Source organism: Sinorhizobium sp. GQ132 (assembly GCF_059758575.1).
Map to the genome: position 1 here is coordinate 50,720 of NZ_JCAXDX010000006.1, position 23,000 is coordinate 73,719.

Annotated in this window: 19 protein-coding genes and 1 pseudogene; 4 read left to right on the forward strand and 16 right to left on the reverse strand. The window is 62.1% G+C overall.

Annotation, left to right across the window (positions count from 1 at the left end; translation table 11 throughout):
• Positions 1-32 precede the first annotated feature (32 nt).
• Together AC6CIG_RS16830 and AC6CIG_RS16835 are read right to left on the reverse strand one after the other, a co-directional pair.
• Complete coding sequence (locus AC6CIG_RS16830; protein ID WP_411922394.1) at positions 33-1,256, reverse strand: extracellular solute-binding protein; 1,224 nt, start codon at positions 1,254-1,256, stop codon at positions 33-35.
• Positions 1,257-1,556: 300 nt separating this feature from the next.
• Complete coding sequence (locus tag AC6CIG_RS16835; protein WP_498323070.1) at positions 1,557-2,675, reverse strand: nucleotidyltransferase family protein; 1,119 nt, start codon at positions 2,673-2,675, stop codon at positions 1,557-1,559.
• A gap of 294 nt (positions 2,676-2,969) precedes the next feature.
• Here AC6CIG_RS16835 and AC6CIG_RS16840 point away from each other — a divergent pair.
• Positions 2,970-3,129 (forward strand): annotated as a pseudogene (locus tag AC6CIG_RS16840) (IS110 family transposase); the annotation flags it as partial.
• Positions 3,130-3,261: 132 nt separating this feature from the next.
• On the opposite strand, the gene AC6CIG_RS16845 reads toward AC6CIG_RS16840, so the two are convergent.
• Entirely contained in the window at positions 3,262-3,699 is a 438-nt protein-coding gene (locus tag AC6CIG_RS16845) for a type II 3-dehydroquinate dehydratase (RefSeq protein WP_437408129.1), read from the reverse strand.
• A gap of 518 nt (positions 3,700-4,217) precedes the next feature.
• Between AC6CIG_RS16845 and AC6CIG_RS16850 the strand changes: the two genes are divergently transcribed.
• Both AC6CIG_RS16850 and AC6CIG_RS16855 read left to right on the forward strand, forming a co-directional pair.
• On the forward strand, positions 4,218-4,796 hold the full coding sequence (locus tag AC6CIG_RS16850; RefSeq protein ID WP_498323071.1) for a cysteine hydrolase family protein: 579 nt from the start codon (positions 4,218-4,220) through the stop codon (positions 4,794-4,796).
• Positions 4,797-4,978: 182 nt separating this feature from the next.
• Positions 4,979-5,716 (forward strand): DUF899 family protein, encoded by a 738-nt coding sequence (locus AC6CIG_RS16855; protein WP_498323073.1) that lies wholly within the window; start codon positions 4,979-4,981, stop codon positions 5,714-5,716.
• A gap of 227 nt (positions 5,717-5,943) precedes the next feature.
• On the opposite strand, the gene AC6CIG_RS16860 is transcribed toward AC6CIG_RS16855, so the two are convergent.
• The 7 genes from AC6CIG_RS16860 to AC6CIG_RS16890 all read right to left on the reverse strand — a co-directional run bounded on the left by AC6CIG_RS16860 (position 5,944) and on the right by AC6CIG_RS16890 (position 13,618).
• Entirely contained in the window at positions 5,944-6,636 is a 693-nt protein-coding gene (locus tag AC6CIG_RS16860) for a class II aldolase/adducin family protein (protein WP_029957415.1), read from the reverse strand.
• On the reverse strand, positions 6,629-8,101 hold the full coding sequence (locus AC6CIG_RS16865; protein WP_102762797.1) for an FGGY-family carbohydrate kinase: 1,473 nt from the start codon (positions 8,099-8,101) through the stop codon (positions 6,629-6,631). The genes AC6CIG_RS16860 and AC6CIG_RS16865 overlap by 8 nt, the downstream gene beginning before the upstream one ends.
• A gap of 46 nt (positions 8,102-8,147) precedes the next feature.
• Positions 8,148-8,996, reverse strand: coding sequence for a sugar phosphate isomerase/epimerase family protein (locus tag AC6CIG_RS16870; RefSeq protein WP_026168976.1), 849 nt, complete (start codon positions 8,994-8,996; stop codon positions 8,148-8,150).
• Between the two features lie 2 nt (positions 8,997-8,998).
• Positions 8,999-9,997: an ABC transporter permease gene (locus AC6CIG_RS16875; protein WP_018098518.1), complete on the reverse strand. Its 999-nt coding sequence runs from the start codon at positions 9,995-9,997 to the stop codon at positions 8,999-9,001.
• On the reverse strand, positions 9,994-10,995 hold the full coding sequence (locus AC6CIG_RS16880) for an ABC transporter permease (protein ID WP_498323074.1): 1,002 nt from the start codon (positions 10,993-10,995) through the stop codon (positions 9,994-9,996). Before AC6CIG_RS16880 ends, AC6CIG_RS16875 begins: the two co-directional genes overlap by 4 nt.
• Complete coding sequence (locus AC6CIG_RS16885) at positions 10,988-12,517, reverse strand: sugar ABC transporter ATP-binding protein (protein WP_498323076.1); 1,530 nt, start codon at positions 12,515-12,517, stop codon at positions 10,988-10,990. Before AC6CIG_RS16885 ends, AC6CIG_RS16880 begins: the two co-directional genes overlap by 8 nt.
• 108 nt (positions 12,518-12,625) lie before the next feature.
• Positions 12,626-13,618, reverse strand: coding sequence for an autoinducer 2 ABC transporter substrate-binding protein (locus AC6CIG_RS16890; protein ID WP_498323077.1), 993 nt, complete (start codon positions 13,616-13,618; stop codon positions 12,626-12,628).
• Positions 13,619-13,890: 272 nt separating this feature from the next.
• Here AC6CIG_RS16890 and AC6CIG_RS16895 point away from each other — a divergent pair, with 272 nt between their 5' ends.
• Positions 13,891-14,961: a LacI family DNA-binding transcriptional regulator gene (locus AC6CIG_RS16895; protein ID WP_411932944.1), complete on the forward strand. Its 1,071-nt coding sequence runs from the start codon at positions 13,891-13,893 to the stop codon at positions 14,959-14,961.
• 7 nt (positions 14,962-14,968) lie between these two features.
• On the opposite strand, the gene ngg is transcribed toward AC6CIG_RS16895, so the two are convergent.
• From ngg to AC6CIG_RS16925, 6 genes are all read right to left on the reverse strand, one after another.
• Entirely contained in the window at positions 14,969-16,756 is a 1,788-nt protein-coding gene (gene ngg / locus AC6CIG_RS16900; RefSeq protein ID WP_411932945.1) for an N-acetylglutaminylglutamine synthetase, read from the reverse strand.
• A gap of 1 nt (position 16,757) precedes the next feature.
• Complete coding sequence (locus AC6CIG_RS16905; protein ID WP_498323080.1) at positions 16,758-18,533, reverse strand: N-acetylglutaminylglutamine amidotransferase; 1,776 nt, start codon at positions 18,531-18,533, stop codon at positions 16,758-16,760.
• A gap of 123 nt (positions 18,534-18,656) precedes the next feature.
• The gene (locus tag AC6CIG_RS16910) at positions 18,657-19,439 is read right to left on the reverse strand and encodes a FadR/GntR family transcriptional regulator (RefSeq protein WP_498323082.1); all 783 of its coding nucleotides are present in this window, start codon (positions 19,437-19,439) and stop codon (positions 18,657-18,659) included.
• A 6-nt stretch (positions 19,440-19,445) separates the two neighbouring features.
• Entirely contained in the window at positions 19,446-20,243 is a 798-nt protein-coding gene (locus AC6CIG_RS16915) for an ATP-binding cassette domain-containing protein (RefSeq protein WP_498323084.1), read from the reverse strand.
• Positions 20,240-22,039, reverse strand: coding sequence for a dipeptide/oligopeptide/nickel ABC transporter permease/ATP-binding protein (locus tag AC6CIG_RS16920; RefSeq protein WP_498323086.1), 1,800 nt, complete (start codon positions 22,037-22,039; stop codon positions 20,240-20,242). The genes AC6CIG_RS16915 and AC6CIG_RS16920 overlap by 4 nt, the downstream gene beginning before the upstream one ends.
• A complete protein-coding gene (locus tag AC6CIG_RS16925) occupies positions 22,036-22,983 on the reverse strand; it encodes an ABC transporter permease (protein WP_127711388.1) in 948 nt (315 codons plus the stop codon). The genes AC6CIG_RS16920 and AC6CIG_RS16925 overlap by 4 nt, the downstream gene beginning before the upstream one ends.
• Positions 22,984-23,000 lie beyond the last annotated feature (17 nt).

The following is a 23,000-nucleotide window of genomic DNA, read 5'->3' on the forward strand; positions in this document are numbered from 1 at the left end:
CCTGCTTCACGTTGCGCATCCGAGAACTCGGCCTACTTTGCGAGCATCCGATCGAAGACGCTTTGTGCCGATGCCAAAGCGGTGTCGGCATCCGCCTCCCCGAGGATGACAGCATTGAGCGCAGCATTGATTGGCTGCATCCAACTTCCTCCGACGTTCCCAAAGAAATATGGCGTGACGTGATCGTCCGAGAGGCCTTCAAAAACCACTCGGCTTGTCATCTGTTCGGACTGGCCGCCCCGTAACCAGGGGTTGCGAGCCAGAGCGGTCCTGCTCGGGAGGGCCAGCCCTTGCTCCAAAACCCATTGCTGGGCCTCCTCTGTGGTCAGGAGCTCGGCGACCTTTGCAGCAGCCTTACGGACTTTCGAGGCCGCATTGACGGTCCAACCGACGGTAAAGACGATATTTCCTCGTTTGCCGCTTTCAGGGTCTTTCGGCATCCGGGCAGTGCCGAGGCTCATGTTTGGAGCACTATCGCGCAGGGCGCTGATGATCCAGGCGCCCTCGATCGCTGTGGCAGCCCGCTCGGACGCCAAGCAACCGCCGCTCCAGCTTTGACCTGCGTCGGCGGCCATAACGGCGGCCCCAGACTTCACGAGGCCGGTGTAAAAATCGAACGCCCGCTGAAAACGCTCATCGAGCATAGTTTTTCCCCGACTGTCGAAAGGGCGCCAGCCCGTCGACACTGCAAAGGCGCCGAAGCGGGCATATTCCGGAACGATGCAGAGGCCATCGACCTCCGGAAGAGCCTTGTGCACCGCTACGAGTTTCTCCTGCAGCGTCGTCCAGGTATCGTCGTCGCTTGGATAGGCAACCCCCGCATCATCGAAGATGTCCTTGTTGAAATGTACCGCCAGCGTGTTGAAGTCCTTCGGGATCGCGTAAAGCTTCCCATCATAGGTGAAGGCTTCGAGGAGATTGGCTGCAAAACCGAAAACGTCCTCCGTTACCGGTGCTGCTTGCCCGGCGCTGAAAATGGAGCGCGCCCAGAAGATATCGACGTAGAAGAGGTCTGGAGCGGTGCCCGCCGAAAGGCCGTTGATAATGAATTGCGAAAAGTCGCCATCAACGGGTTCGTACGTTACCGTGATGCCGGCTTTTTCGAGCTCGTCGGCAAGAACGTTGGTTAATAAGCCGTTGACGATGGCGACCTCGGACCCGCCCCAACCCGATACCCGCACAGTGTCCTCAGCAAACGCCGGCAAGCCAAGGAGCATGGTCGCCGCGGCAAGTGCTTTCGCAGGACGGAACGGCATATCGATCCTCCCTCCGATCAGAGATCAGGGACCAGAGCGGCAACTACGAGACGGCTTCCCGCTGCTCAGGAGGTAGATAGCTTCGCATGCGAAAACGTCGAGCAGCGCACCACCGCAAGAGCAGCCTGCCGTTGTTGATCGAACTCAGATATCCTCACCCTCTTCACTCCAGCGGCTCGGCTAGGAGCTACGCCCCTCTTACTGACTATCGCACGCTTGCGTCGGGGCGATCTTCTCAGCACAGAAGGCTTACCTTTGGAGGCTCCCTGGTTGAGAAAAGATCTCTGTTCAACCAGCGTCTCACTTGGGTGAAGCCGTAGTTCTCTCCCGGAGATCGTAGTTGTTGGGATTCTCCTCCAACTTGTGGATACCCTCGGTAAGCCCTGATCGAATACGATGACGAACATCATTCTCGAGCTGGTCTATGCTCTTGCGAATTGCCTCTTTCCAGGCTGGACCACGGTCGTACGCTTCCATGAAGGCGTCGGCCAAGTCCTCCGTCTGTCGCGTTTCGATCATGGCTTCCATTATGGTGGCAGCCTGTGCTCGGTCCTTACGACTCTTCGCCATGCCGTCATCGTCCGTCAGGCGACGGCTGGCGACGATGAGTTTATGAATGGCGTACCGCTGCGGAGCGGGGACATTCACCAGCACGCCGGCACCGTGCAGCAGAACGGCTCGGATCGGATGGTAAATCAGATAGTCGAGGAATCGGAGCGGCTGAGCCGCAGCTCCGCCGAGTGCGGGCATGGGTGTCGGTCGCCCGCCATATTCTTCAGAACCACGATTTGGAGTAAGGAATTCGACCTTGTAGCCCTTCCGAGACGCGTACTGCGTTGTGAAGCGACCGTCGGCTTGGTGAGGGATCTCCCTGAATGTCGGATCGACCTTCTTCAGCGTCTCGAGCATGGGCGGCACTTGATCGTCCACAGCCACCGAAATCGAATAGAACTGAGCGAAATCCGCATCGGCCGTAAGCATTGCCGTCCCCGGCAGGCGAACGCCTAATACTGCCGGATAACACTGGTAGGCGACGGTACCGATCAGGACGCCACGCAACCGGAAAAAACCGGCCTCAGCCAACGCCTGCACAATGTCCCCCGTTTGCCTTTCCGGGCGGGGTAGATACGCTTCGCGCACGAGAGTTGACACCAACTTTCGGCGCTCACGGATGCCTGCCTTTAAATCTTTGAAAGTTTCGACCCGTCTTGTGATCTCAGGATCCTCGACAGGGCCGACGTATGTTCGCTTCTTGCCGCCCGCCCCATCCGGTAGATCGAAGTACCAGTATCGACGCCCTTTCACCTCAGCAGTGATAAACCGGCCTTCTACATTGAACTCGCCTGCGAACGAGCCATCAAGAGATCGCTGCGAGAGCTCGCTGTAGAGCGTCTGGTAGGTGTGCGAGATGTTCTGCATTGCGTTGTTACCATGTTCGCATAGATGGTAATAGCAGAAATTCGCTACAATGTCACCCGGGAGTTGTTACCAAAATTGCGTTAATGGTAACAACGGTCCGCTCCAAGCTCTGTTCCCAGTCCACAGACAGGTTCCGGCCGATACGTTATGCGATCTTCTGAAACGGGCTTTGCGCCAATCCCTTGTGAGCTTAATCCCTCGCCGAGTGCTTGCTTCTGTTGGGGTTGGACGGCCCCGAACGGCATCGAATGTGCCAGAGTGAGTCGTTGTGAACTCAAGCAAAGGGAGCCGTCCGTGGAGCAGATTATTCGTATTGGCATGGATACGTCAAAACATGTCTTTCAATTGCATGGCGTCAACGCTGCTGAGCAACCGATCCTGCGCAAGAAGTTGCGCCGTAAGGAAATGATGGGCTTTTTTCGCGCAATGCCCGCCGACTGTGATTGCGATCGACTTTTCAGCGCACATCCGGCTGATTCGCGCGCCGCGCAGGGCCAGCTCCTTAGACGCGCTACCCGCGACGTCAAGGGGCGAAGGCGCTCTGCTGCCATCACGAGAACAGTTAAATTGAGTCGTGGGTGCGCTATCAAATCTGTTTCAGGATCAGCATCTCCAGCGCCTTCACAGCCAGCGGGTATCCCTCCGCCCCCAGCCCCGCCATGACGGTGGTCGCCGTCATCGAGACATAGGAGCGGTGATAAATCGGCTCGCGGCGATGAACGTTGCTGATGTGAAATTCTATAATCGGCCCCTTGAACATCTTGAGGGCGTCTAGGAGTGCGACCGAGGTGAACGTGAACGCGGCAGGATTGATAATGATCCCCTCGCCCTCGTCGATTGCTTCATGAACCCAGTCGATCAACTGTTCTTCGCTATTGGTCTGACGAAACTCTACCGGCCGATCTCCCGCCGCCTCCCGGCACCAGGCCTCGACTTCGGCCAGTGTCGTCGTCCCGTAGATTTCAGGCTCTCGCTTGCCAAGGCGGTTGAGGTTAGGCCCGTTCAGAACGTAGATCGGCTTCATGATCACTCCCATCAGCCCTGGTAACCAAGCAGCCTTGGCAGCCAGAGCTCGACGCCGCGGAAGTGTTTAGGCTACCGAACGCCCGCAGAAGTCTTCCGCAAGAAACTACTCGCGCAAATGCGACGTGTCGGTTAGCGTCACACGCTCAGGTCGCAGTTCGGCACGAATTCACAGGCTGAACCTGTTGATCAGCAAGCTTGAAGCATTGCGTAACTCCGGCGATCACTCGCATCTTCTGACACCCTCGTGGGCTGGCGACACGCTTACTGAGGAAAAGCAAGGAGCCGATAGGTATAAGCTCGTCCACCACTTGCGCTCTCCGTGGTTCGGCCATTCATTCTCCAGCAAATCAAGGGTGTCGTAGGGCCGCAGAACTGGCGTTTCATAACGTTTGCAGCGTCACCGCAGCCAATCCGAGCGTTTCGCGCACCTGGCCAGTCCGTGAGAGCTGGAACTCCACTCCTCTGTTGGAGTTCTTACCGTCATGTCGCTCTCAGAAGAAGGACGATGCGTAGGAAATGAAGCCGGAAAAATGGGCGCATCTGTGCATAGATATGCAGCGCATGTTCGCCGAGGATACTCCTTGGCAAGTTACCTGGATGCCGAAGGTATTCGACCAGGTCGTTGAAGTTGCAGGCCGGTTTCCGGAGCGCACGATATTCACGCGTTTCGTGCCGCCGTCGGCCCCTGAGGAACTGCCAGGCATGTGGAGGGCGTACTACGAGAAATGGCCGATGATGACGACTACCCAACTTGATCCGGTTCTGGTGGATCTCGTTCCGGACCTGAAAAGATTGGTACCGCCAGCGCGCATTTTTGACAAAAGGACCTATTCGCCCTGGACGGATGGTCGCCTGCACAGCGCCTTGCTTCATCAGGATATCGGCACACTGGTCGTAACAGGAGGCGAGACGGACATCTGCGTGCTGGCCGCGACGCTTGGGGCTATCGATCTCGGCTATAATATTATCCTGCTGAAGGATGCGGTATGTAGCGCGACCGATCAAACGCACGATGCATCGCTGGAACTTCTCAGCAAGCGCTTCTCAGTTCAAGTAAAGGTTATGAACACCGAGGAGTGGTTATCGTCATTTTAGAGCCTGCGCGAAACGAGCGGAGCTGTTCCTGGATCCCTACGCGACCTTAGAAGGACGAGCCGAGCAGATTGTGCGCCGGAGGTGCTGAACGGTCCTGACGGCAGTCTTGCGGCGACCAGCCGGCTGAGCGGACTCCTTGAGCTGTGTTACACTCCGGCCCATCGCTTCAATGGAGTGGTCCCATGGGCATAACGTTTCCGAACGAAAGTTCAAGTTATCGCACCGCTCGCGACAAGCTACTGCAGCGCGAAGCAGCACTCAGGCGCGAAATGGAATCCGTGGCCGCAGAGATCCGAGCACTCCCTCCGGGCGGGGTCGTTCCCGAAGACTATGAATTCGACCACATGGACCGAAAGGGGACATCGGCAAAGGTGCGGCTCTCCGAGCTGTTTCGGCCCGGCACCGATGTCCTGATGCTCTACCATTATATGTTCCCTCGCCATCGCAGCGATAAGCGGCCGAAACCTAGCAGCGGGCCGATGGCAGAGCTGCCGATCGAAGACGGTCCGTGCCCGTCATGTACTGCCCTACTCGACAACTGGGAGGGAGCGGTGCCGCACGTAGAGGGTATGGGCGTAAACATCGCGGCTGTTGCAAAGGCGCCTATCGAGCAGGTTGCAGCCTTTGCGGCTCATCGGGGCTGGCGCAGGCTGAAGCTCCTTTCTGCCGCGAACAATAGCTTCAAACGCGACTACCACGGCGAGGACGCGGAGGGCCAGCAATTGCCGATCCTTACCGTGTTTCACAAAGGCGCGGACGGGCTGATCAGGCTGAGCTGGGCCTCTGAACTGTTGTTCTTGCCGGCCGAGCCGGGGCAGGATCCACGGCATTTGGGCACTGTCGAGCCGATGTGGACCCTCTTGGACCTCACTCCCGGAGGGCGGCCGAATACCGACGAACAGTTCGAATACCAAGGCTGACAACCCGCTTTGCCGAGGTGCTAGTCTCGTGACCTCGCCAAGAGGGCTATCGATCGCAATTGCCGTGGCTCGCGCCTGCCGAATGATGCTTTCTGCGCGAGAAATCAGCGAACTCTCTGAAGAAGCGCACAGTTGAGTGCCGCGACGCAATTGGGCGGCGAAGGCGATCCGCGGCGGAAGGGCGAGGGAGATCACCCACGAAGAGTGGCCACCCCCTCTGCCCGGCTTCACGACACGCGCGGGCGCGCTACGTCGTTCACTCCCTCCGGGTCCGGCGCCTGGCCATAGCTCATACGCCGCATCTGGGCGATCACCCGCTCCATTTCGTCGTCCGGCAGTACGGGCGGCTCCCCGAGCGTCAGGGCCTGAACATAAATCCGCGATAGCGTCTCCACCTCGATTGCAAGCCACAATGCCTGTTCCAGCGTTTTGCCGAGCGATATCTGACCGTGCTGCCCGAGCAGGCAGGCCAAACGGTCCTTGAGGGCAATAAGCGCGTTGTCGGAGAGCGCCTGCGTTCCGAAGGTCGCATATTCGGCGCAGCGGATCGTGGTGCCTCCGGCAATCCCCGTCATGTAGTGAAAGCTCGGAATGGTCTTGTGATGGCAGGCGAGCGTCGTCGCGTAGATCGAGTGGCAATGCAGGACCACGTCGATATCGGTGCGCGCGCGCAGAATGTCGCGGTGAAAGCGCCACTCCGATGACGGGCGGTGGCCCACATAGGTGCCGTCGAAGCCCATTTCCACCAGGTCGTCCGGCTGCATCGTGTCATAAGGCATGGAGGACGGCGTGATGAGGAAGCCGTCATCGGTGCGGACGGAAAGATTGCCGGCCGTGCCCTGGTTGATGCCGCTCGAATTCATCCGCCGGCAGATGTCCACCATTTCCCGCCGGAGTGCCAGCTTGTCCGTCTCAGCCATGAAGATTTCCTTTCGTGTTCCGGAATTTATCTCTGTTGCCCGGCATTGCGCGGGCGATCGCGCGCCAATCGGCGGCATAGCGGGAAAGTTCGGGATTGAGCCGCGCAAGATCGACGGGCTCGCTGAGGGCAAGCGGCGCCGGCCCCTTACGCGTCTCGTGACCGGCAAGCAGCGCCGCACCGGCGGCAACACCATAGGCGTCGAGATTGAAGCGCACCTGGCGCTCGGGAAGCAATGCCGCAACCACACCCGCATAAAGAGGATCGCGCAGGAAGCTGCCGTCGAGCACGATGAGGCGATCCGTGGAAAGCGCCTCGATGCATTCCACCGTCAGCAGTGCACAATAGAGGAGCGCCAGGGCCTTGCGCTCCATTGCCGTCTCGGCCACAGGTCCAAGGATGCGCCCGCTTCCGGCGCTGCCGGGGAAAAGACCATCGTCGTCGCCGAAGGAGGGCACCGCGATGGTCCGCTGCGCAACCAGACGCCCGAGGACCTCAATGGGGGCGTCGTCCGTCGGCGGATTGGAACCGGCGATTTGGGAGAATTCCCGCCCGCCCATTGTCAGAATCCCGCCGAGGTGGTTTCCGAAAACGTCGCTGTTAAGCGTCATGCCCCGGTGCTCGTCGAGGCGCTCGACCGGTGTCGTTCGGGAAAAGCCGACGATCCAGGTACCCGTCGAGATCACCGTGAAATCTCGAAGTCCCGCGGCGTGATAGCGATAATGATTGAGGCTGCTGTCGTGGCCGCCCGTCAGCACGCGCATTTCTGCCGGGAGTCCGAACCTGCGGACGAGTTCGGGCCGGATCGGCCCGAGCGTCTGCCAGGCTTTGGCAAAGGGCGGCATCAGCCGCTCCCAGCCGCGGGCCTCGACGATCGGTGAGAAGCGCCTTTCGGCGACGTTCCAGAGATGCGACTGTGCCCCGAGAAAGCTCGCTTCAGACGCGGCGACGCCGGAAAGCCGCCAGGCCCAATATTGCGGCAGGCCGAGATACCAGCGCGCTTTCCCGAAAGCCTCCGGTTCGCACTCCTCCATCCAATAGAGCTGGCGGGCCTGATGGGTCGCGCCATGCATGGTCGCGCTGCCGCGGTCGAGAAACGTACCGGCAAGCGGGATATAGCCGTCGCGGATATCCGGCGGCAACGGCTGCTCGTAATCGACCATAGGAAGCGCCGCACCATCGCCGGCCCCGGGGTCGGGACCGGTCAGAACGCCGCCCGAGCCGTGCCCGGCCGCGACGACGGCGGCAAGTTCATGGCGCCGCGACAGAGCCGCCAGCGTCGCGAAAACCCATTCGCCCAGCTTCGTGAGGTCGTGGTGGCGCCAGGGAGGCCCGGGGAGGACGGGATTGGGGACGCTGATCGTCTCCGCCACTGTCCCGTCGGCCCCGACCGCGCTCAGCTTGACGTTGGTCTTGCCGATGTCGAGAACGGCGACCGGAGCCGCACCGCTGTCTCGATCGTTCATCGCATCCACCGTCTCTTCTCCCCGACCGTGCTCGCGCCAACCTCGTTCAGATCAAGCCGTATTGCGTGGCCTTGTTGCGCAGGAACGGCAGACCGTTGCCCATCACTTCCTCCTCGTCCTTTGCGACCGGACGCCAGACGGCAAGGCCATAAGCCACTTCCGGCGGCATATTGATGAAGCTTTCCATGGCAAGACCACCCTTGAAGCCGATCGCCGCAAGCGTCGAGAAAATCTCGTCCCAGCCGCAGGTGCCGTAGCCCGGCGTGCCGCGGTCGCTTTCGGAAAGATGGATGTATTTAAGGTACTCGCGGGCATCGAGGATGCCTTTGCCGACGCCCTTTTCCTCGATGTTCATGTGATAGGTATCGAGGTGCACGAAGACGTTGTCGGCTCCGACCCGCTCGATCATCTTGACCGCCTGCCAGCCGGTATTGATCAGGTGGTTCTCGTAGCGATTGACGGCCTCGACGCCAAGCTCGATGCCGCGCGACTTGGCGTGCTTGGCCGCGGCCTGCAGCACGCGGGCGATGTTGTCATACTCCTGGACGGTCGGCGGCACGCCGGTGCGCTCGCCGATGCCGCCATAGATGACGCCCGACAGCGCCTCGCCGCCGAGATCGGCAGTCTTGTCGATTGCGATCTTCAGATGGTCGATCGCCGCCTCGGGCCGCACCGAGGCCCACGCCGGCTCCGGCAGGCCGAGCGAGCAGACCGCGCGCAGCCGGTTCTTCTCGAGCAGGGCGCGGGTGTGCTCCGTGTCGACGGCAGGCGGATTGAGCATCGGGATCTCGATGAAATCGACCTTGTATTTGACCGCGGCGGCTACCGCCCGTTCGGCGCCGGGACGGTCCCAGTTCATTGTCCACATGCTCGTATGTACGCCAAAACCCTGCATCGTCATGATCCTCTTCTGATAATTGAAATCCTGATTTTCGAAACGACCCAACGCAGAATCATCACGCCGACGAGAAGGATGCCCCAGACGGCGGTCGCGAGATGCTGGTTGGCTCCGATGAGATTGAGCCCGGACGAAAGAAGCTGCAGCACCACCAGCGCGACAAAGACGGGGATCACCCGGCCGAAGCCCCCGAACGGATTGACGCCGCCGAGGAAGCACGCGAGCACCGTGATCAGCAGATAGGACTCGCCATGACCGATGCGCACCGAATTGAAGCGCGCCAACATGATGATGCCGGCGATCGCGCACATGACCCCGGAAAGCGTGTAGACAAGCACGATCGCCTTGCGCGTGTTGATGCCTGAATAGCGCGTCGCCTCGAGATTTGAGCCGATCATATAGGTGTTGAAGCCGAGCTTTGTGCGACCGAGAAGCAGATGCCAGGCGAGCACGCAGACGACGAAAACGATCAGCGGGACGGGAATGCCGGCGACGGAGCCGTGGCCGATCACGCCGACGAAGGGCGGGAATCCGGAGATGTCGCCCCCGCGCGTCAGGAACTCGCCAAGGCCGCGCAGGAAGATCATCATCGACAGGGAGACGAGGATCGGATGGGCGCGTGTGAACGCGATCACCAGGCCCATGATGACTCCGCTTGCCGCACCGACCATCACGGCAAGGAGGGAGCCGACGAGGAAGATGCCGAAGCCCGCGTCGGCCCCTCCGTTCGCCTTGAGGACCCAGGCAAGGGTCAGTCCGGCCAGATTGGCGGTGAAGGTAATTGCGAGATTGAGGCCGCCGGTCAGGATCGGCAGCAGCATGGCAAGCGTCAGCAGCCCGAGTTCCGGCAGCTGGAAGGCGACGGAGCCGAAGGTCGCGGCGCTCAGGAATTGCGGCGAGGCGATTCCGAAGACGAGGACGACCGCGACGAAGGCGAGCCCCGGACCGGCCATTTCCGGCCCTATGGCGGCCTTGATCCTTTCGAAGACTGTGGTCATCGGCCCGTTCCCTTCTGACCTACAAAAGGCAGCAGGCGCTCTATCCGCGTGTTGGAAAGCGTGATGGCGATCAGAATGATCGCGCCGATAATCATCTTGAAGGCGAAGGGCGATACGCCCATCAGGTTCAGTCCGTTCTGAGTGATCGAGATCAGAAGCACGCCGAGCACGCAGCCGAGCACGGTGCCCTTGCCGCCGCCGAGGCGCGCGCCGCCGAGCACGACCGCGGCGAGCACGTCGAGTTCGCGGCCATAAAGCGCGTTCGGCACGACTTCCTGAGCGTAATGCGCCTGGATGAGACCGCCTATGCCGGCCATGAGGCCAAGCCAGCCAAAGGCAATGAATTGCATGGCACCGATATTGATGCCGAAGCGGCGGGCACCTTCCGGATTGTCGCCGAAGGCGTAAAGCTGGCGGCCCGTCGTCGTCCGCGTGATCAGCGTCCATGTCGCAACGACGCAGACGACCATGACGAGAACCGGAAGCGTGATCTCGATCCAGGTACCGTCGGGCATTTCACGCTCGAAGAGGATCACGCGGTCCGTCAGCCAGTCAGGCAGGTCGTAGATCGACACGCCGCGGGTGAAGAACATCAGCAATCCGAAATAGATGTTGAAGGTAGAGATCGTGGCGACGATCGAAATGATCCGGAAGCGGTGGATCAGAAAGGCGTTGAAGCAGCCGAGCAGCACGCCCAGCGAACCGGCGATGAGAAGCCCGGAGATCCAGCCGCCACCACCGATCAAGCCGAGCGCGATCGCCGTGCCGTATTGGACGACGGAAGCGGCCACGGCGAAGGAAATGTCGATGCCGCCGGCGATCAGCACCACCAGAAGGCCGACGGCGAAGATGATGTTGACGGCGCTGATGTTCAGGAGATCGAAGGCGTTGCCGAGCGAGAAGAAATTCGCCGTTGCGAAGGAGAGCACGGCACTGATGACGATGATCACCGCCAGCAGCGAAAATTCCGTCGCGTGAGTGCGGATCAAGCTACGCATAGACGGCCGCCTCGATCTCTTCCAGCGGCGACTGGCGCGGATCATAGGTTCCGACGATGCGGCCCTGGGCCATGTGCAGGACACGGTCGGCGTTGAAGTAGACTTCCGGCACCTCGTCCGAGATCAGGATAATCGCAAGCCCGCTCTCGGCGAGCTTGGCGACGATGTCGAAGATCCCGGCCCGTGCCCCGACGTCGACGCCGACGGTGGGCGAATCGAGGATCAGCAGTTTGGGATCGGTGGCGAGCCATTTGGCGATCGCCACGCGCTGCTGGTTGCCGCCGGAAAGCGTCGATATCGCGTCGGCCTGATGGCCGATCTTGACGCCGAGATCGGCGATCCAGCGGGAGACGAGACTTCGTTTGCGATCTTCGGAAAGAAGCCCCCCGGAGAGAATCTTGTGCAGCGAGGCGATAACCAGATTGTCGGCGATCGCCTGCGGCTGGATGAGCCCGAGTGACAAACGGTCCTCCGACAGATAGGCGACGCCGGCCCTGATCGCCTCGCGGTTCGAGCCGAAGCGGACCTCCTGGCCATCGATACTGATCGTCCCGGATGCGGGCTTGAGCATGCCGAAGAGGGTGAGCGCCAGCTCGGTCCTCCCTGCCCCGAGCAGACCGGTTATGCCGACCGTTTCGCCGCGGCGAACGGTCAGCGAAATGTCTTCGAAGTCGCCCGGCCTGGTGAGGCCGCGAACCTCGAGAACGGCCGGCTGGTCCTCCTTCGGGCGCGCGCGAACGTGCTGATCGAAAGTCTTGCCGGTCATGAGTTCGGTGATTTTCGACTGCGTCATCCCGGCTGCGGGATAGACCCCGACCAGCGCGCCGTCGCGCAAGACCGTGATCCGGCTCGAAATCTCCAAAACCTCGGCAAGCCGGTGGCTGACGAAGACGACCGCGACGCCGGAGGCGGACAGGCTGCGGACGATTTCGAGCAGATGGTCCGTTTCCGATTGCGTCAGCGATGCCGTCGGCTCGTCCATGAAGACCAGTTTCGCCTCCCCGACCAGCGCCCGGGCAATCGCCACGATCTGACGCTGGGCGATCGCATATTCCTTGAGCGGCAGGTCCACGTCGAGGGTGATGCCCAGCCGGGCCAGCGCATCGACCGCGATCCTGCGCATGCGCGCGTAATCCACCAGCCGCGGCCGCCCGCCGAGCACCTCGTGGAAGGCGATGTTTTCCGCGACGCTCATTTCCGGGAAAAGCGCAAGGTCCTGCCAGATGACCTGAATGCCGCGATCCTGTGCGGTGACCGGCGACATATGCGAATAGGTTTCGCCTTCATATTCGATGACCGCCCCTTCGGCCGGGCGGTAGACGCCCGTGATCACCTTGATGAGTGTGCTCTTGCCGCAGCCGTTCTCTCCGGCGAGGCAATGGACCTCGCCCGGGCGCACGTCGAAGCTGACATTCTTCAGTGCCTTGACGCCGCCGAAAGTCATGTTGATGTTGCGAAGAGACAGAAGCGGCTTGTCCGTGCTCGCCGCGCTTGCCGACTGGTGCATGCTATCGAGGCCCATCGATGGTGTTTCCAGAGGATCTGCCAGGCCGACCGGAGCCGGCCCAGCAGCCGGGAGAACCCGTTGGCGGGGCGGGATGCGCTTGGCTCCCGCCCCGCTTCTATCCGTTCAGAGGCCCATTGCGGCGAGGTCGGCGACCGTCTCCTTGTTGATCGGTACGAGCTGGTCGACGATGATGTTGCGGTTTTCGAAGTCGGGATGGATCACGCCGAGACCTTCAATTTCCTCGCCGTCCTTGATTTCCTCGCCCTTCATGAGCTTGTCGGCGAGCGTCACGAAGACTTCGCCGGCCTGCTTGGGATTCCACATGAAGCCGCCGGAAATCGCATCGGACTTGATGAGCTTCTGTCCCTGGCCCGGCGAAAAGGGCCCGAGCACGAAGATCTCGCCGACCTTGCGGCGCTCCTCGATGGCGCGGCCGGCGCCGATCGGCCCCTGACTTCCGAAAGCGAGGAAGCCTTTGAGATTCGGATGAGCGGAGATCAGGTCGAGAGCCGTCGAGCGGCTCTTGTCCACATCCTCTGCGACGCCGTAGCGATCGCCGACGAGCGTCATCTCGGGATGGGTCTTCTTGATGTATTCAATTGCCGCGTCGGCCCAGGCATTGTGCAGCGGCACCGTCAGCGAGCCGACGAAGACGGCATATTCGCCCTTGCCGCCCATCTTCTCCGCAAGCAACTTCGCATGCGCCTCACCGAAGCCGGTGGCGGACGCGAGTTCGAAGTCCCAATCCGCGCCCTTCTGGCTGGGGGATTCATGCGTGATGACGATAATGCCCTTTTCCCTGGCCTTGGTGAGGACCGGCTCCAACACCTTGGCGTCGTTGGGTACGACGCCGATGACTTTGACGTTCTGGGCGATCAGATCTTCGATTGCGCGAACCTGCAGTGCCGGATCGGCACTGGTCGGCCCGACCATGAAGGCGTCGACGCCGAGCTCTTCGCCGCGTTCCTTGATACCGGCCTCCATGGCATTGAACCACGGTATGCCGCCGATTTTGACGACGACACCGACCTTGCCCGCATCCTGCGCAGCGGCGCTATAGGCACCCGCAAGCGAAAGCGACGCCGCCAGTGCGGCGGCAAGAATTTTCCTGATCATGTCTCTCCTCCACATGTTCCCCCAAGGGAACGCTCCCGGGCGCGTTATGCGCCGGCTTCCAGCTCGATTCTCTTGGACGGGAGGGAATGTCCCGCCGCCGACGGCCGCCTCCTCAGACGGCACCTACGATTTGCACAATCGATATTTCTTTTTTGCACAATCGATGGTGCAATGACTATCGTGCAGAGTTAATCTTACGTCAAGCCGAAATCGGCACTAGAGCAGTTCCAGAAAACGCGCGCATCGGTTTTCCGGAGTTTGGAGGAGGTCAGATGACGAACGGCGGCAGGAAGAAGGCGACCATCTATGATCTTTCGGTGCTGTCCGGGAGCTCGCCCTCCACCGTCAGCGCGGTGCTGAACGGCACGTGGCGCAAACGACGGATCAAGGAAAGCACCGCGGAGCTCATCCGGAACCTGGCTGAAACGCATCAGTACACTGCCAACAGGCAAGCACGGGGCCTGCGCAGCTCCCGCTCCGGCCTAGTCGGCCTGCTCCTGCCCGTGCACGACAACCGCTACTTTTCTTCGCTCGCCCAGACCTTCGAGGCGCATGTGCGCAGCAAAGGTCAATGTCCGATCGTCGTCAGTGCCAGCCGCGACCCGGAGGAGGAGCGCAGGACGGCTGAAACGCTGATCTCCTATTCCATCGACGAATTGTTCATCTGCGGCGCGACGGATCCCGATGGCGTGCACGAGGTCTGCGAAGCGGCCGGCCTGAAGCATATCAATATCGATCTTCCCGGTACGAAAGTGCCGTCGGTGATCAGCGACAATTTCGAAGGCGGCCGCCTCCTGACCGAGGCGATCATCCGCCACTTCCCCGCCGAGCGGCCGCTCGAGCCCGACGATCTCTACCTATTCGGCGGCCGCGACGATCACGCCACGCGCGAGCGCATCCGCGGCTTCCGCGCCGTGAAGGAGGAGTTGCTGGGGGCCGATCCGGACGAATGCATATGGCCGACCGGCTATGCCGCCGACAACGCGCGAAAGGCCTTCGAAGCTTTCTACGAACAGCATGGAAAACTGCCACGCGGCTTCTTCGTCAACTCATCGATAAATTTCGAGGGATTGCTGCGTTTCATGGCCGAGCATCCGCTCGAGAATTTCACGGATCTGGTCGTCGGATGCTACGACTACGACCCGTTCGCCTCCTTCCTCCCCTTCCCCGTCATCATGATCCGGCAGAATATCGAGGGAATGATCGCCAAGGCCTTCGAAGTGATCGAAGAACCGAGAGCATCCTTGCAAATACACATGATCCAGCCGCAGCTCGTGCCGCCGAGAACGGCCTTGACCGGGCCGCTCGACGCGCTGATGGACAGCGAGATACCGCAGGATTGACGGGCTGCTACACCGCCGTGCGGCTGCCGGGGAAAAGCAGCTCGATGAAGCTCGCCGCCGTCGGCTGCGGCTCGTGGTTTGCCAGGCCGGGGCGCTCGTTGGCCTCGATGAACACGTAGTCCGGTTCCGCCGGATCGCGAACCATCAGGTCGATGCCGACCACGGGGATGTTGATTGCCCGCGCCGCGCTGCAGGCGGCCTCGACAAGATCGGGATGCACGATCTCCGTCACGTCATGGATCGACCCGCCCGCATGGAGGTTGGCGGCCTTGCGAACCGTAATCTCCCGCCCCTCGTCCAGTATCGTTTCGAGATCGAGACCCTGCTCCGCAAGGCAGCGATCCGTCTCCGCGTCGAGCGGAATTCGGCTTTCGCCACCCGTAGCGGCCTCGCGGCGTCGCGACTGTTTCCCGATGAGGGACGCGATCTTGCTGCGGCCGTCGCCGATGACGCGCGGCGGCAAGCGAACCGCGGCGGCAACGAGCGTATAGTCGATGATCACGAGACGGAGGTCTTCTCCCTCGAAAAAGGCTTCCAGCAGTACCCGGTCGCAGACCTGACGGGCCGATGCGATTGCCTCCTCCAGCGCTTCCATCGTCGTGATGCCGACCGAGATGCCCCGGCCCTGCTCGCCGCGCGCCGGCTTGACCACCAGCTTGCCGTGTTTTTCGAGAAAGGCGCGAACTGCCTCGCGGTCCTCCCCCACTTCCATCTGGTCCGGCACGACAAGGCCGGCCGTGGAGACCATGCGGCGCGTAATTGCCTTGTCGTCACAGATCGACATCGCGACGCCCGAAGTCAGTTCCGAAAGGCTCTCGCGGCAATGAATCGAGCGGCCGCCATGGGAGAGGCGGAAAAACCCGCCTTCCGCGTCGGTGATCTCGACATGGATCCCGCGCCGCGTGGCCTCGTCGACGATGAGCCGCGCATAGGGATTGAGCGCATCGTAGGATTGATGCGGAATCGCGAAAAACTTCTCGTTGATCGCGTTCTTCCGCTTGATGGCGAAAAGCGGCATGCGGCGGAAATTCAGCTTCTCATAGAGCCCGATCGCCAACGTATTGTCGTGCATGACCGACAGGTCTACATAGGAAAGGCCGCGTGCCTGGAAATGCTCGGCAAGCTTGCGGACCAGATGTTCGCCGATGCCCGGCTGGCGCGCCTGCGGATGCACCGCGAGGCACCACAGCGAAGCGCCGCGGTCCGGATCGTCGAACAGTCTCTGGTGGTCGATCCCGGTGACCGTGCCGACGATTTCGCCCGTGGCGTCGTCCTGCGCCACGAAATAGGTCAGCGATCGGTCGTCCCGCTCGGAAGAGAAGAAATCGGATCGGATCTGGACCATGCCGCAGGCGGCATAGACCCGGTTGATGCCGTCTCCGTCAGCTTCCGACGCGAGCCTGCGGATCGTGATGCCTCGCGTGCGGCGGGTGTTTGCACGGTAGGTCCACAGGTCGAGCCGGTACGTGTGCGACGGGTCGAGGAAAATTTCCTGAGGCGCCCGTGACAGAAGCACGTGCGGGTCCCGTACGTAAAAGGCGATATCCCGGCTCGAGGGAGCCTCCTCGCGCAACTCGGACAAGAGCTTCTCGTCGTCGGAAAACGTCTGGGCGAACAGGAGCCTGCCCCAACCGCAGTCGAGCACGACATCCCGCTTCGCCCCTCCGGAGGCCCTCGACCCCTCGGCGTCGCGCCCCGGCTGGGTGTGCGTCCGCAGCCGGTTCAAACGGTGCGTGACTGCCTTGGTGCCCTTGCTGCGTTGACGCGGCAATGCGATCTCGCGCGTCTTCTTCATGCTACACCCCCTGCGCTTCAAGCCACATTTCAAGCAGTCCGACCTGCCACAGCTCGGAGCCGCGTAGCGGCGTGATGTGATCCGACGGCGCTTCGAACAGACGGTCGAGATAAGCTTCTTTGAAGATGCCCCGCTCACGCGCCTTCTGAGAGCGCAAGGTGTCGCGGATCAGGTCGAGATACGGACCGGCGATATATTTGAGCTGCGGCACGGGGAAATAGCCCTTCTTGCGGTCGATGACCTCGCTCGGAATGATCCGGCGCGCCACGTCCTTCAGAATGCCCTTGCCGCCGTCGCGCAGCTTTTCCTCGGGCGGCATGCGGGCGGCAAGTTCCACCAGCTCGTGGTCGAGGAAAGGCACGCGCGCTTCCAGGCCCCAGGCCATGGTCATGTTGTCGACGCGCTTCACGGGATCGTCGACGAGCATGACGTTGCTGTCGAGGCGGAGCGCCTGATCGACGGACGTATCGGCGCCCTCGCGCAGGAGATGCTCGTTCAGCAAGTCGCCGCTCACGTCGTGGTCGGCAATCCAGGAATCCGACAACTGGGTGGCCAGGACCGCGTGGGAACGGTCGCGGAAGGCCTTGCCGTAATCCGCAACGACGTCGTTGGAGTTCATCAGCGGCGGGTACCAGTGGTAACCGCCGAAGACCTCGTCCGCACCCTGTCCAGACTGTACAACCTTGACGTGCTTCGAAACTTCCTTCGAGAGCAGATAGAAGCCGACATTGTCATAGGAGACCATCGGCTCGGACATTGCGGCGATGGTCCCGGGCAAGGCCCCCATCAGATCGGCGGACGGGACGAATATCTTGCGATGATCCGTACCGAAGTGGCCGGCGATCAGGTCCGAATAGACGAATTCGTCGCCCTTCTCGCCGTTCGCCTCCTCGAAGCCGACGGAAAAGCTCATGAGGCCGCGCTGGCCCGCTTCCGCAAGCAGCCCGACGATCAGGCTGGAATCGACGCCGCCGGAAAGAAGCACGCCGACCGGCACGTCGGCGATCATGCGTCGCTTGACGGCAATGCGCAGCGCGTCCAAAAGCTGCTCCTGCCATTCCTCGCGCCTAATGGCTGCATCGCCTGCCTGGCGGCGATAGGGCGGATCCCAATAGCGCCGGTCCTTGAAGCTCCCGTCGCGCTGATAGACGCGAAGGGTCGCTGGCGGCAGCTTGCGCACGCCGTTCAGGATCGTGCGCGGCGGCGGCACGACCGCGTGGAAGGTCATGTAGTTGTGGAGCGCAGCCACGTCGATCGAGGTGTCGACGCCACCCGCCTTGACGAGCGCGGGCAAGGCGGAAGCGAAGCGCAAGGCGCCTTGGGCTTCGGCGATATAGAGCGGCTTGATGCCGAAACGGTCGCGCGCCATGACGACACGTCCGCTGTCACGCTCGTGAATGACGAAGGCGAACATGCCATGGAAGCGCGAGACGCATTCCTCGCCCCATGCATGCCACGCCTTCAGAATGACCTCGGTATCGCCGGACGAGAAGAATCTGTAACCCTTCTCTTCAAGCGCCGACCTCAGTTCGCGGAAATTGTAGATGCAGCCGTTGAAGACGAGCGAAAGGCCGAGATCAGGATCGACCATGGGCTGCTGCGACTTGTCGGAGAGGTCGAGGATACGCAATCGCCGATGTCCCAACCCGACATTCCCGCGCACCACCACGCCCGACGCATCCGGCCCGCGAGGGGCAAGGACGTCCGCCATGATCGAGACTGCCGTAACCGATGGCGAACCGCCATCGAACCTGACTTCTCCACAAATTCCACACATGAACCGGGTCGAAACCTCCATTGTTGGTACAAGACGCGACGTCAGGGCCGCGGATCGATCTGCGGCCCTGACGTCGCTATGAAAACCCAATGCCCCACCGGGCCGACAGTTCCGCCATGGGCGTCACTTGGTCGCGGCTGCACGTTCGACCATGTAGCTTTCGGCGAAAGCCATATGCTCGGCGGCGATCGCGCGCGCATCCTCCGACCGCCCGTCCTTAAGGGCGGCCATGAGCCGGTACTGGAAGGACAAGCCCGTTTCTCGCGAAAGCGACGTCGGGTCGGCATAGATCGCCCGTGCGGCCGGGAGTTCGCGCAGCAGATTGTGCATGAGGCCGCAGACGAAGCCGAGAAGCGGATTTGGGCAGAGTTGCGCCAGCATCGAATGAAAATCGAGTTCGGCGACGCGCTGACGATACTGCTCGTCCAGATCGGCGGGGGGATGATCGTAAATGCGGATCGTATTTTCGAGGGCGATGAGTTCCTCCCGCGTCACCCTGCCGGCAACGAGCGCCGCCACCTCCGGCTCCAGCATCTTGCGCATGGCGTATATGTCGGAAATGCTCGGCTGATCGAAAAAGAAATGTGTCGACAGAAGCTCCATGGCGTGGCGCGCCGACGGCTTGGCGACGAATGCCCCGCCTCCCGGACCGCTGCGCGTGAAGACGAGGCCCTGCGTCTCCAGCGCTTTCATCGCCTCGCGTACGGTCCCCTTGGCCGCCTTGAAGGTGTCGATCAGGTCGCGCTCCTGCGGAAGCCGGTCCCCCGGCCCCAATCCTTCCAGGCGGATGTAATCCTTGATCCGATCGGCAATCGCCTCAGGTCTGCGCTTCGTGCGCTCGGCCGGGACGAAGAGACGCTGGCCGTCTCCACCGGTTTCCTTTTTCTTTTCGATGACCACTGGCATGAACCGTCACTCTTTCCTGATGCGGGGCGCGCTGGCGACAAGCTGTCGTGTATAGGCGTGCTCAGGGTCGGTAAAAAGGCGGGCGGCCGGTGCGGTCTCGACCACCTCCCCGAAATACATCACCGCCACCCGATCGGAGATCGCCTCGACCACCGCCAGATCGTGGCTGATGAACAGATAGGAAAGGCCGAAGCGCTGTTTCAGATCGCGCAGCAGAAGCAGGACCTGCGCCTGGATGGACACGTCGAGCGCGCTCACCGGCTCGTCGAGCACGATGATCTCGGCCTCCGTCGCCAGCGCCCGGGCGATCGCGATCCGCTGTGCTTGTCCGCCGGAAAACTCGTGCGGGTAGCGCAAGAGCGTATCCTCCGGCATCTGCACCGCGTGAAGCAGTTCCTCCATCCGGGCGCGACGGCGGGGGGCTTCGTAGCCGCACAAAAGCTTCAGCGGCGTCTCCAGAATATCCTGAATCGTCTTGCGCGGGTTCAGCGAAGCGACCGGATCCTGGAAGACATATTGGATCGTCTTGCCGAAGGCCCTCGGGCCGGATCGCCGCAGCGCCGCCGCATCCCTGCCTGCGATAAGCATGCTGCCGGATGTCGGCTCCTCGAGGCCGACGAGCATGCGCGCAAGCGTGCTCTTGCCGGACCCGCTTTCGCCGACGACGGCGAGCGTCTCGCCCCGCGCGACATCCAGCGACACCGCCTTCACCGCCCTTGTCTCATGCTTCGCCTTCCCGAAAAGGCTGCGGCCTCCGCCGAAGGTCTTGGAAAGGTCCCGAACCTGAATGGCAGCACCCGTCATTGCGCCACCTCCTTGCTGCCGGCAAAAAGTTCGCCGACACGATCCAGGAAACGCTCGCCCGTTCCGAGCTCGGGCACGCAGGCGATCAGCCGCTTCGTATAGGCATGCTGCGGATTGTCGAGAACCTCCCGGGTCTTACCGGTTTCGACGATTTCGCCATCCTTCATCACGGCCACGCGGTCGCAGAATTCCGAAACGATGCCGAAGTCGTGGGTGATGAACAGCAGCGCCATGCCCCGCTCGCGCTGAAGATCGCGCAGGAGCTCCAGAATGCGGGCCTGAACGGTCACGTCCAGGGCGGTCGTCGGCTCGTCCGCAATGATGATCTCCGGATCGCTGGCGAGCGCCATGGCGATGCCGACTCGCTGACGCTGACCGCCGGAAAGCTGGTGAGGATAATGCACCGACCGCTCGCGAGCGTCCGGGATTCCTACTTTTTCCAGGAGCGCGACGGCTTTTTCCCGCCGCTCGGCCGCCCTGACCGGCTGATGCGCTGCGATCGCCTCCTCCACCTGCCGCCCGACAGGATACATCGGATGCAGCGTCGTGAGCGGGTCCTGGAACACGTAGGCGACCCGGCTGCCGCGATTCGCGATCAGCCTGGTTTCAGGCATGGAAAGCACATCGTCGTCTCCGAGATAGACCGCACCGTTGCGGATCACACCCGGCGGCGAGGCGACGAGCCCCATGACGGATAAGGCGGTGACGCTCTTGCCCGAGCCGCTCTCGCCGATAAGCCCGAGGCATTCGCCGGGCTTCACATGCAGCGAGACGTCTCGAACTGCGGGGATTATCTCCTTTCCCCGCCGAAAACCCGTTTCCAGCTTCCGGATCGCGAGGGAAGCACCTTCCGCCGTGTTTGCCGGCGCGGCTCGGTCGGGGGCAACTTCGGTCACCGGCCCCGGCCGCGCAAGAGCGCCGGAGCGAAGCCGTGGGTCCAATACGTCGCGGATCCCATCACCCAAAACGTTCAGGCTTATGACGGTCAGGAAAATCATCACGCCCGGCACGATCGAAACATGCGCAGCCGTGAAGAGCTGCGCTCGGCCCTCTCCCAGCATGGAGCCGAGATCGGCCTGGGGCGGCTGCGCACCGAGGCCGAGGAAGCTGAGCCCGGCCGTCTCGAGGATCATCCAGCCTGCCGTCGTCGACATGGTGATGACGATGACGGGCATAACGTTGGGCAGAACTTCGGTGAGAATGATCGACAGATGTCCCTTGCCGGAAAGCCGCGCCGCGTCGACGAATTCGCGATGGGCGTAGCCGAGCGTCACGCCGCGCACGTTCCGGGCGAAGAAGGGGATATTTACGAGAGCGATCGCATAAAGCGCGTTCATCAGTCCGGGCCCGAGGGCGGCGACGATCGCCAGCGCCAGCAGGATGTAGGGAAAAGCCATCAGCATGTCGATGCCGCGCATCATCGCATTGTCGGTGCGCCCGCCGGCGTAACCGGCGACGATACCGATGGCCGATCCAATCCCGGCGGCAATGAGGGTTGCGGCGAAACCGACCGCGATCGAGACCCGCGTGCCCCAAAGCAGGCGGCTCAGAATATCCCGGCCGAGCTGATCCGTGCCGAGAAGATGCCCGGCGGTCAGCACAGGCTTCAACCGGGCGGCGGGTGCCGTCGCATCCGGGTCCGGAAGCGGGAGGACCGGGACCAGAACGATCAGCAACAGGATCAGTCCGAGCAGCACGAGCCCCGCCGCTGCGAGCCGGTTGTTGAGCAACAGGTGCCAGGAGGTGATCCGTGCCGACCCGCTCGGCGGAGCCGGCGATGCTACCAGCGCGCTCATGTACGAATCCTCGGATCGAGCATGGACTGGACGACGTCGGCGAGAAGGTTGAACAGCACGTAGCTCGCCGCAACGACCAGCACGCCGCCCTGCACCAGCAGGATATCGCGCGTCGAAATCGCCTTCACGAGCATCGCGCCGATGCCGGGCCACTGGAACACCGTCTCTACATAGACGGCGCCGCCCAGCACGAAGCCCGCCTGGATGCCGATCGCGGGAACGACGCTGACCAGCGCCGCGCGGAAGGCATGGGCGTAGATCACACGCCGCTCGGGCAGGCCCTTGGCGCGGGCCGTGCGCACATAGTCCTGCCTCAGGACCTCCAGCATCGCTCCACGCGTCAGCCTCGCTATGACGCCTGCGGCAACGACGGCGAGCGTGGCCGCCGGCAAGATCAGATGGAGCAGCAGATCCTTGAGGTCACCCCCGCCGTATACGGCGTACATGCCGGAGGCCGGCAGGATGCGCCAATGAACGGCGAAGAGGTAGATGAGCAGCAGCCCGAGCCAGAAGGACGGCGTGGAGATGCCGGCCAGTACGAAGAAGGTGATGATGCGGTCGGCCCAGCCGAACTGGCGTACGGCTGAAATCACACCCGCGAAAAGCCCGATCACCGAGCACAGGACCAGCGATACGCCGGCCAGCACCAGCGTCGCCTGAAACCGTTCCAGCACCTCGTCGAGCACGGGGCGGTTCAGCGCGAAGGACCGGCCGAAGTCGCCCTGCAGCACGTTGCCGATCCAGATCGCGTATTGCTGCACCAGCGGTTTGTCGAGCCCGAGGTCACGATTGATGCGCTCGACGTTTTCCGGCGTCGCATAGGAGCCGAGAATGGCCGTCGCCGTGTCGCCAGGGATCAGAGCCATGACGAGAAAGACGATGATGGAAAGCCCGAACAGGACGGGCACCACGGCAACAAGCCGCTTCAGGACATAGGCTTGCATGGATAACCCTCCCGGGA